General features: G+C 36.0%; 9 protein-coding genes. All 9 read left to right on the top strand.

Annotation, left to right across the window (positions count from 1 at the left end):
- Positions 1-123: 30S ribosomal protein S9 (gene rpsI / locus Q0972_RS09930; protein WP_299365394.1), on the top strand; the 123-nt coding region annotated here is incomplete at its 5' end.
- Positions 124-381: 258 nt separating this feature from the next.
- Entirely contained in the window at positions 382-1,155 is a 774-nt protein-coding gene (rpsB, locus tag Q0972_RS09925; RefSeq protein WP_299365386.1) for a 30S ribosomal protein S2, read from the top strand.
- A gap of 84 nt (positions 1,156-1,239) precedes the next feature.
- Positions 1,240-2,070, top strand: coding sequence for a translation elongation factor Ts (gene tsf / locus Q0972_RS09920; RefSeq protein ID WP_299365384.1), 831 nt, complete (start codon positions 1,240-1,242; stop codon positions 2,068-2,070).
- 136 nt (positions 2,071-2,206) lie between these two features.
- The gene (gene pyrH, locus Q0972_RS09915; RefSeq protein WP_299365382.1) at positions 2,207-2,914 is read left to right on the top strand and encodes a UMP kinase; all 708 of its coding nucleotides are present in this window, start codon (positions 2,207-2,209) and stop codon (positions 2,912-2,914) included.
- 46 nt (positions 2,915-2,960) lie between these two features.
- Positions 2,961-3,515 carry a ribosome recycling factor gene (gene frr / locus Q0972_RS09910; protein WP_299365380.1) on the top strand — a complete coding sequence of 185 codons (555 nt, stop codon included), beginning with the start codon at positions 2,961-2,963 and terminating at the stop codon, positions 3,513-3,515.
- A gap of 108 nt (positions 3,516-3,623) precedes the next feature.
- Positions 3,624-4,901, top strand: a complete 1,278-nt coding sequence (locus Q0972_RS09905; protein WP_299365378.1) for a DUF5686 family protein — start codon at positions 3,624-3,626, stop codon at positions 4,899-4,901.
- A gap of 166 nt (positions 4,902-5,067) precedes the next feature.
- Entirely contained in the window at positions 5,068-7,488 is a 2,421-nt protein-coding gene (locus tag Q0972_RS09900) for an efflux RND transporter permease subunit (protein WP_299365376.1), read from the top strand.
- Positions 7,489-7,507: 19 nt separating this feature from the next.
- Positions 7,508-8,974, top strand: coding sequence for an asparagine--tRNA ligase (asnS, locus tag Q0972_RS09895; protein WP_299365374.1), 1,467 nt, complete (start codon positions 7,508-7,510; stop codon positions 8,972-8,974).
- Positions 8,975-8,999: 25 nt separating this feature from the next.
- Positions 9,000-10,466, top strand: coding sequence for an RNA polymerase factor sigma-54 (rpoN, locus tag Q0972_RS09890; protein ID WP_299365372.1), 1,467 nt, complete (start codon positions 9,000-9,002; stop codon positions 10,464-10,466).
- The last annotated feature ends 3 nt before the right edge of the window (positions 10,467-10,469 follow it).

The following is a 10,469-nucleotide window of genomic DNA, read 5'->3' as shown; positions in this document are numbered from 1 at the left end:
GATGCTGAAAACAGAGCAATATTAAAGCCAGAAGGTCTATTAACAAGAGATCCAAGAATGGTAGAGCGTAAGAAATTCGGTCAGAAGAAAGCGCGTAAGAAATTCCAGTTCTCTAAACGTTAATATCCAACACAAACTATGTCATGTTGAGCGCAGTCGAAGCATAATTGTTGTTCTGCCGCGCTCCATTGACATCATTTATTTATTGAAAAAGCTGTCTTCAACAACCATTGAAACAGCAAAATTAACCAGTTATTGTTGCCCATCACGCCCAGGCGCGAGGGATTTAGTTTAGCATCTAAATGTGCTAAAGCTAATAGCCAAGAGCTAACAGCTAAAAAGCCCATTGCTAATTCAACAGAACGTAAACTATTACAAAAAATGGAAAAAGTAGAAGTAAAAGAACTACTAGAAGCAGGTGTACACTTCGGGCACCTCACACGCAAATGGAATCCAAACATGGCGCCTTACATTTATATGGAGCGCAACGGAATCCACATCATTAACCTTTACAAAACCGCTGCTAAGATCGAAGAGACTTGCGCTGCTTTAAGTAAGATCGCAGCTTCAGGTAAGAAAATCTTATTCGTAGCGACTAAAAAGCAGGCAAAAGACATTGTAGCCGAAAAAGCAGGTGCTGTAAACCAACCTTACATTACTGAGCGTTGGCCAGGTGGTATGTTAACCAACTTTGTAACGATTAGAAAAGCTGTTAAGAAAATGGCTTCTATTGATCGTATGAAAAAGGACGGGACTTTCGATTCTTTATCAAAGAAAGAACGTTTACAAGTAGATCGCCAACGTGCTAAGTTAGAAAAGAACTTAGGTTCTATTTCGGATATGACCCGTTTGCCAGGTGCTATATTTGTGGTTGATATATTACGAGAGCACATTGCTATTAAGGAAGCACAAAAATTGAACATCCCAATCTTTGCAATGGTAGATACTAACTCTGACCCCCGTCAGGTAGATTATGTAATTCCAGCAAATGATGATGCTTCAAAATCAATAAATAAAGTTTTATCGATCGTTGCTTCGGCAATTGAAGATGGTCTAAACGAAAGAAAAGCAGAACGTGCCGAAAAGGACAATAAGGCAAAAACTGAACCTAAGAAAGCTGAAAAAGCTGAAGTAGCAGTTCAAGAAGAAGAATAAAATAACAATAAGAACATATGTAAAAGTCGTTTAATTCTTTTCTTTGCTGAAAATCAATTAATCGACTTTTTAAATTTAAAAACTATGGAAAATACTGTAAAAATTACAGCTGCAGATGTAAATAAACTAAGAAAAGCGACTGGTGCTGGTATGATGGATTGTAAAAAGGCATTAGTTGAAGCTAATGGTGATTTTGACAAAGCCATTGAAATCCTTCGTAAAAAAGGACAAAAAGTTGCTGCTAAGAGAGCCGATAGAGAATCTACAGAAGGTGCTGCTATTGCAAAAGTAAACGATGCTAAAACAGCTGGTGTATCTATCGTTTTAGGTTGCGAAACAGACTTTGTTGGTAAGAACGAAAACTTCGTTGCTTTGGCTCACGATTTAGCTGACTTGGCGTTAAACTATAATTCTAAAGAAGATTTTTTAGCTGCTGATTTTAACGGTATCACTGTTGCTGAAAAATTAATTGAGCAGACGGGTGTTATCGGCGAAAAATTAGATATCAATGCTTTTGAAAAAATAGAAGCGCCTTATGTTGGATCTTACATCCATGCTGGTAACAAAATTGCTACATTAGTAGGTTTATCTGCAAGTGTAGAGGGTGCTGATGTTGTTGCTAAAGACGTGGCGATGCAAGCTGCTGCAATGAGTCCTATAGCACTTAACGAAGAAGGTGTTGATGCTGCAACCATCGAAAAAGAAATTGAGATTGCTAAAGATCAATTACGCCAAGAAGGTAAGCCAGAAGCGATGTTAGATAATATTGCTAAGGGTAAGTTGAAGCGTTTCTTCAAAGACAATACCTTGGTGAATCAAGCATTTATTAAAGATAGCAAAGTAAGTGTTGCTGAATACGTTAAAACTATTGGTGATGTTGAAATCACTGTATTTAAACGTGTTGCTCTAGGATAATTAAGCCTAAAGTAAAAATACTAAAAGAGCTTTTTTTTGAGAAAAGCTCTTTTTTTTAGTCCCGATAGTTATCGGGATTTTTCACTTTTACAGATGCTAATAATTGTTTAGCTTTGTTCAACTTTCAAATTAACTAATGAAATACAAAAGAATACTGCTCAAATTATCTGGCGAAGCTTTAATGGGAGATCGCCAATATGGTATAGATCCCAAACGTTTAGCAGAATATGCACGAGATATAAAAGAGATTACCGATCTTGGCGTAGAAGTTGCCATCGTTATTGGCGGAGGAAATATATTTAGAGGCGTAGCTGGTGCCATGAATGGTATGGATCGTGTACAAGGAGACCATATGGGAATGTTGGCCACCGTAATAAACGGATTGGCTTTACAAAACGCGCTAGAAGATGCCGATGTAAAAACACGTTTGCAAACAGCAATTAAAATCAACGAAGTTGCAGAACCTTTTATTAGAAGAAAGGCACTGAGCCATTTAAGTAAAGGGCGCGTGGTGATTTTTGGAGGCGGAACAGGTAATCCATATTTTACAACGGATTCTGCAGCAGTATTGCGCGCTATAGAAATTGGAGCCGATGTTATTTTAAAAGGAACACGTGTGGACGGGATTTATACAGCGGACCCAGAAAAAGACAGCAATGCCGTTAAGTTTGACTATATTACTTTTGACGATGTATTAAGCAAGGGACTCAAGGTGATGGATACTACGGCCTTTACACTAAGTCAAGAAAACAAATTACCCATTATAGTTTTTGATATGAACAAAAAAGGAAACTTACTCAAAGTAGTTTCCGGTGAGCCTATTGGTACAGAAGTTAACCTATAATATTTGGCGTAACTTTTGATGGTTCTCCATTAAAAATTTAAGCATTATGAACGAAGACATTCAATTTATAATAGACACTGCTAAAGAAGCTATGGAAAATGCTGTAAAGCATTTAGAAAAGCAGTTAGTTAATATTAGAGCTGGTAAGGCAAGTCCTGCTATGCTTGGAAGTGTAATGGTAGATTACTATGGTTCGCAAACCCCACTTAATCAGGTAGCCAATGTTAACACACCAGATGGCAGAACTATTTCGGTTCAGCCTTGGGAAAAAAGTATGCTACAAGAAATTGAACGTGGTATTATGCTTGCAAATTTGGGCTTCAACCCTATGAATAATGGAGAAATGATTATCATAAATGTCCCTCCTCTAACTGAAGAACGCAGAAAGGACTTGGCCAAACAAGCCAAAGCTGAAGCCGAAGACGCTAAGATAGGTGTACGAAATGCGCGTAAAGAAGCAATGAACGACATCAAAAAAGCCGATGCTTCTGAAGATTTTAAGAAAAATTCAGAAATTGATGTACAAGAACTCACGGATTCGTACGTTAAGAAAATAGATCAAATTCTTGATGTTAAGGAAAGTGAGATTATGACGGTTTAGAAAGGATAAAATAATAGGATTCTATTCTTACATGCCGATTTCGTAAAATTTCAAGCCTCAAAACAGGATAACCGCTTTTTCTAGTTTTTAATTTTTTAATCCATTTACATGCTAAGGCATCTATTTGTTGTTGTTGTTTGCTGTTTTACTACATATAGTTTTGCTCAAAGTCCCTCTAAAGAAAGGGACTCTTCTAAAATAGCGAGAGATTCAATAAAAAAAGCTGAGCTCCTAAAAAATATCGGCAATGGCTATTTACCTATAGGTTTTTTTAATTTAGACTTACGCTACCTCATAAAATACAATCAGTTTGAAGGTATTAGAACAGGTTTAGGTGGCATTACTAACGAGCGTTTTTCAAAAAAGTACCGAGTAAATGGTTATTTAGTGTATGGTTTTTTAGATAAACGTTATAAATTTAGTTTAGGAGGTGGCTTTAGAGTTAACGAAGCATCAAATACTTGGATAAATTTATCGTATACAGATGATTTACAAGAGACAGGGAGTTCAACTTTTTTAACCGACAAACGGTTTTTTACTTTTTTTGAGCCTAGGCTACTCAACATAGACTTGTTTCATAGACACATTACTAAGTCCATAGGTTTACAGCACAAAATATCTAATCATCTTCTTTCAGAAATACAACTATCCAACAGCAAAGTTAACCCAACTTACAATTATAACTTCGTTTTAGATGATAGATCATACAACACGTTTAACCTCACTACTAGTAAATTAAGTTTACAATGGAGTCCTTTTAGTAGGTTTGACATCAAAGATGATCGTGTTGTAGAAACTAAAAATGGTTATCCTAAATTTACATTACAAGTTACTCAGGGTTTTAAATCTATCCTTGGCAGTGATTTTAACTTCTCAAAATTCGACTTTAGAACCATACAACAATTTAACCACAAAAATGATGCAATAACCCATATAACTTTAGTTGCAGGCATTGCCGGTGGCGAAACACCTCTTACGCATTTGTATCACGCATATCCAAACAACATTAACAAAGAAACTATATTACAACGGTTTTCTGTTGCTGGTCTTAATAGTTTTGAAACCATGTTTTTTAATGAGTTTTTTAGTGATAAGTTTTCTACGCTACAGCTAAAGCATTATTTAAAGCCTTTTAAGTTTTCTGAGCGATTTAAACCTCAACTGGTTCTAATTTCTAGATATGCCTTAGGTGATATGAACAGTATAAGCAGGCATCAAGGTATTCCGTTTAATACCCTCAATCATCTCTACTCTGAATCTGGTTTTGAGATCAACAAAATTCTCCTTGGTTTTGGACTAAGTTTTGCATATCGATATGGAGCATATCATCTCCCAAATTTTGAAGACAATTTTGCTTTTAAATTTACCTTTAACATCTCCCTGTAATTTAAATTATAATACTGTTAATTTACTGGCTAATCCTTAGGTTTTTTCTACCTTTGCGGCTCATTTCTCGCTAAGCGAGATTTAGTTAGAATAATGGCTATGTCTAAATAAAACATTTATTTCAATTAATACCTTATGAGCCATCTCTAAGGTAGTCGTTTTTGGTATGTTCAAACTATTAACTACAGGATTTTGGGAGGCTGTTGCGAGAATAATTCTTCGCAACAAAATATTTATTCTCATTGCTGTAATAGTGGCGACTGTGTTTTTTAGCATGCAGTGGAAGCATATGCGTTTCACATATACCGAAGCCAATATGCTACCTGATGATCACGAAGTTAATCTCATCTATAATGATTTTTTAAAGGTCTTTGGGGAAGAAGGCAATCTTATTGTCCTTGGTGTAAAAGACTCTAGTATTTTTTCCATAAAACAGCTTAATAGCTGGAATAGACTTGCCGAATCCTTCAAGTCTTACGATGAAGTTGAAACCGTTTTGTCAATTAAGGACCTTCAAAAACTGGTTAAAAACACTCAAAAAGAACAGTTTGATTTAGAACCCTTTATAAAAGATTCTATCACTAGTTTAGAACAAATCAATACCCTTCAAAAGGATTTGTTTAAAAAATATCCTTTTTACGATAACTTTCTATTTAATGCAGAGACCAAAACGATACGTACGGCCATCTATTTGAAAAAGGAGATTGTAAATACATCCGCGAGAAAGGATTTTATAATCAATATTCTCGACAAAAAAATTGAGGATTTTAAAACAGCAACCAATCTCGATGTTAGGGTCTCGGGCATGCCCTACATAAGAACGCTCAACTCTCAAAACATTGTTGATGAAATCCCTATCTTCATCGGTGCGGCTCTTTTTATAACGTCTTTTATTTTCTTTTTGTTCTTTAGATCTTTCAGGGCCACATTCATTTCACTCATAGTTGTTTGTGTTGGCGTGATGTGGACTTTTGGAATACTTGGGCTCTTAGGTTATGAAATTACAGTCCTTACAGCTTTAATTCCACCTTTAATTATAGTTATTGGCATTCCTAATTGTATTTTCTTAATCAACAAATACCAACACGAGGTAAGATCTCATGGCAACAAGGTAAAATCACTTCAGCGCGTTATCACAAAAATAGGCAATGCCACTTTGATGACCAATGTCACAACCGCCTCTGGTTTTGCTACCTTTATTCTCACGGAAAGCAAATTACTAAAGGAATTTGGTATTGTTGCTTCATTGAGCATCCTGGCCATTTTTATCCTATGCCTACTCATTATTCCAATAATGTATACATTTTTACCATACCCTAAAGAACGTCATCTAGAGCATCTCAATAAACGTTGGATTGGCGGATTTGTGGACTGGATGGAGCGCATGGTAAAACACAAGAAAATAACCATTTATGTCACTGCCTTTATTTTGATAATGGCCAGTATGATTGGTATAAACAAAATTGAGATTTCTGGTAGTTTGATTGAAGACATGCCAAAAGACAAACAGTTTTTTAAGGATATCCGCTTTTTTGAAGATGAATTTAATGGTATTATGCCACTAGAAATCATGGTAGATACCAAACGCAAAAAAGGCGTTATGAAGTTGGCAACCTTAAAGCGCATTAACGAACTCGAAGAACTTATAGAAGATATCCCAGAATTATCAAAACCTATCTCTGTTGTAAGCCTCGTTAAATACAGTAAACAAGCCTACTACAATGGGAATCCAAAATATTATCAATTACCAACAAGCCAGGAGAATAGCTTTATTTTATCCTATGCTAAGAATTCGTCATCAGATATCGATCTATTAAAAAACTTTGTGGATAGTACAGGTCAGTATGCGCGAGTCACCACTTTTATGAAAGATATTGGGACCGATAAAATGGAACGCATTCAAGAAACCCTTCAAAACAAAATCGATAAACTTTTTCCAGAGGAACGTTATGAGGTTACTATGACAGGTAAGGCTCTGGTATTTCAAAAAGGCACTAAATATTTGGTAAGAAATTTGGTTATTTCGTTATCACTAGCCATTTTCTTGATATCATTATTTATGGCATATTTATTTCGTTCCGTTAGAATGATTATCGTTTCGTTAATTCCAAACTTATTACCACTATTAGTAACAGCTGGCTTAATGGGTTATGTTGGCGTACCTATTAAGCCATCTACAATATTAGTCTTTAGTATCGCTTTTGGAATTTCGGTGGATGATACGATACATTTCTTGGCAAAATATAGACAAGAATTACAAGCCAACCATTGGAAAATTAGAAAATCGGTCTACGCCGCCTTGCGAGAAACGGGTATTAGTATGTTCTACACTTCAATAGTGCTTTTCTTCGGATTTTCGGTATTTACCATTTCGAGTTTTGGCGGCACGGTAGCTTTAGGAGCATTGGTCTCAATAACCTTATTATTTGCCATGCTTTCTAACTTATTATTATTACCATCACTTTTATTATCATTAGAACGTAATATTGCCAATAAAGAAGTATTGCGTAAACCGGCCATAGATATTATCCCTTCAGAAGACGAACCTGAAGATCATATGGAAAAAAATCAAGAACAATTATCTTAGCATTTCAAAATAATTTAAAATGACAACAAAAACAGTAGCAGAATTATTATGCTCTACCGCTAAAGCTATAGGCGGCACGAGGTCAGAAGATATCACTTTACAAGATGTTTCCGTAAAAGGTTGGGTAAGAACCTTTAGGGCAAATCGCTTTATAGCCTTAAATGACGGTTCTACCATAAATAATATTCAATGTGTTGTTGATTTTGAAAATTTTGAGGAAGATGTCTTAAAACGAATTACAACAGGTGCTGCTATGCATGTTACTGGAGAACTGGTTGAAAGTCAAGGAAAAGGACAATCTGTAGAAATACAAGTTAAAGAACTAATAATTCTAGGAGATTCTGACCCTGAGACGTATCCCATTCAACCCAAAAAGCATTCGTTTGAGTTTCTAAGGGAAAATGCACATCTACGTACCAGAACCAATACCTTTAGTGCCGTAATGCGTATTTGCTCTTCACTTTCGTTCGCCATTCATAAATATTTTACCGAAAATGGGTTTTATAACATGCACACTCCTATTATTACTGGTAGTGATGCTGAAGGTGCAGGTGAAATGTTTCGTGTAAGTACTCTAGATGCAAAAAATCCACCGTTGAATGATGATGGAGACGTTAATTATAAAGAAGACTTTTTTGGCAAAGAAACCAATCTTACGGTTTCAGGTCAATTAGAAGCCGAAACTTACGCTATGTCTCTCGGAAAAGTATATACATTTGGCCCAACATTTAGAGCAGAAAACTCTAACACATCTCGCCATTTGGCGGAGTTCTGGATGATAGAGCCAGAAGTCGCTTTTATGGATTTGGCAGGTAATATGGATTTGGCTGAAGACTTTCTAAAGTCTGTGCTCAGCTATGCTTTAGAGCACAATAAAGAAGATTTGGAATTCTTGGATAAACGCTTGCAAGACGAAGAAAAGAAATTACCTCAGGTAGAGCGAAGCCCAATGAATCTCATTGACAAAATTAAGTTTGTCGTAGACAACAACTTTAAACGCGTTAGTTATACTGAAGCCATAGATATCCTAAGAAATAGTAAACCAAATAAAAAGAAAAAGTTTAAATACCTGATAGAAGAATGGGGTGCCGATTTGCAATCAGAACACGAGCGTTATCTAGTTGAAAAACACTTTAAGTGCCCTGTTATTTTGTTTGATTATCCTGCAAATATAAAGGCCTTTTATATGCGCTTAAACGACGACGGAAAAACGGTGAGAGCCATGGATGTCCTTTTCCCTGGAGTGGGTGAAATGGTTGGTGGATCGCAACGTGAAGAACGTTTAGACGTGTTAAAGGAAAAGATGAAGGCACTCGACATACCTGAAGAAGAATTATGGTGGTACCTAGACCTTCGTAAATACGGAACAGCAGTACATTCTGGATTTGGTTTAGGTTTTGAAAGACTTGTAATGTTTGCCACTGGAATGAGCAATATTAGAGACGTAATTCCTTATCCAAGAACACCGCAAAATGCAGAGTTTTAATTACCTTTATCGCTAAGGAAATCCTATGTCATTAAAGCAGTATTTACAATTTAAACTTTCGCAAAAGCTGTCGCCTCAGCAGATTCAACTAATGAAGTTGATTCAGCTTCCTACCCAAGCTTTTGAACAACGTTTAAAACAAGAACTCGAAGAAAATCCTGCACTAGATACTGGAAAAGAATCGGATACTTCTGATGATAATTTTGATGAATTTGATAATTCTGTTGACGACTTTAACGATAACGAAACTATTAATGCCGATGACATTAATGTAGATGAGTATCTAAGTGATGATGAGATACCGGATTATCGTACACAAGCCAATAATTATAGTTCAGATGATGAGGAAAAGCGCGTCCCTTATGCTGCTGGCACTTCATTTACCCAACATTTAATTAATCAATTAAATACATTTAGACTTTCTGAACAAACCCAAGAAATTGCCTATTTCTTAGTGGGCAGTGTCGACGAGAGTGGTTACATACGTCGTTCGTTATCAGATATTACCGATGATTTAGCCTTTACGCAAAATATTTACACTACAGAAGAAGAAGTAGAAAAAGTGCTTAAAGTAGTACAGCAATTAGATCCTGCAGGTGTTGCTGCACGGAATCTTCAAGAATGTCTTAGTATTCAGTTAAGTAGAAAAGAGCAAAACCCTGATATTGAGCTAGCTTCGGCAATAATCAATAAAACTTTTGAACAATTTACCAAAAAGCATTACAAAAAATTGATGCAAAAGTTTAGTGTCAATGAAGAGCAGCTAAAAGATGCCATTGAAGAAATTGAACGGCTTAATCCTAAACCAGGTGGTTCGTATGCAGGCAATAACAAAATTGTTGAGCATATTGTTCCGGACTTTGCCATTAAAATAGTTGATGGTGAACTAGTGCTAACTTTGAATGGCAGAAATGCGCCTGAACTTCATGTTTCTCGTGAATATAACAACATGCTAAAGGGCTACAAAGACACTAAAAATAAGTCCAAAGCTCAAAAAGACGCCGTACTATTTATTAAGCAGAAACTAGATGCCGCTAAATGGTTTATTGAAGCTGTGAGACAACGTCAACAAACGCTCTTTGTGACGATGAGTGCCATAATGCACTACCAAAAAGAATACTTTTTAACAGGCGATGAGCGAAAACTACGTCCTATGATTTTAAAGGATATTGCCGATGAAATTGACATGGACGTGTCTACAATATCCCGTGTAGCAAATAGCAAGTATGTTGATACACCTTATGGAACCAAGTTGATTAAAGAGTTCTTTTCCGAATCTATGACCAACGACCAAGGTGAAGAAGTATCTACAAGAGAAATAAAAAAGATTCTAGAAACGGTTATTGAAGAGGAAAACAAAAAGAAACCTCTTACTGACGAAGCCTTATCAAAAATCCTTAAAGAAAAAGGTTACCCAATCGCTAGGCGCACTGTTGCTAAATACAGAGAACAATTAGATATCCCTGTAGCTCGATTAAGAAAAGAGCTTTAATAT

Origin of the sequence: Winogradskyella sp. (assembly GCF_028282165.1) — a bacterium.
Classification (GTDB): domain Bacteria; phylum Bacteroidota; class Bacteroidia; order Flavobacteriales; family Flavobacteriaceae; genus Winogradskyella.
This window is presented reverse-complemented; position numbering and strand designations above follow the sequence as displayed.

Coding starts and splice junctions, on each gene's coding strand:
- tsf (WP_299365384.1), top strand. CDS start 1,240: ATGGAAAATACTGTAAAAATTACAGCTGCAGATGTAAATAAACTAAGA.
- Q0972_RS09900 (WP_299365376.1), top strand. CDS start 5,068: ATGTTCAAACTATTAACTACAGGATTTTGGGAGGCTGTTGCGAGAATA.
- rpsB (WP_299365386.1), top strand. CDS start 382: ATGGAAAAAGTAGAAGTAAAAGAACTACTAGAAGCAGGTGTACACTTC.
- frr (WP_299365380.1), top strand. CDS start 2,961: ATGAACGAAGACATTCAATTTATAATAGACACTGCTAAAGAAGCTATG.
- asnS (WP_299365374.1), top strand. CDS start 7,508: ATGACAACAAAAACAGTAGCAGAATTATTATGCTCTACCGCTAAAGCT.
- pyrH (WP_299365382.1), top strand. CDS start 2,207: ATGAAATACAAAAGAATACTGCTCAAATTATCTGGCGAAGCTTTAATG.
- Q0972_RS09905 (WP_299365378.1), top strand. CDS start 3,624: ATGCTAAGGCATCTATTTGTTGTTGTTGTTTGCTGTTTTACTACATAT.
- rpoN (WP_299365372.1), top strand. CDS start 9,000: ATGTCATTAAAGCAGTATTTACAATTTAAACTTTCGCAAAAGCTGTCG.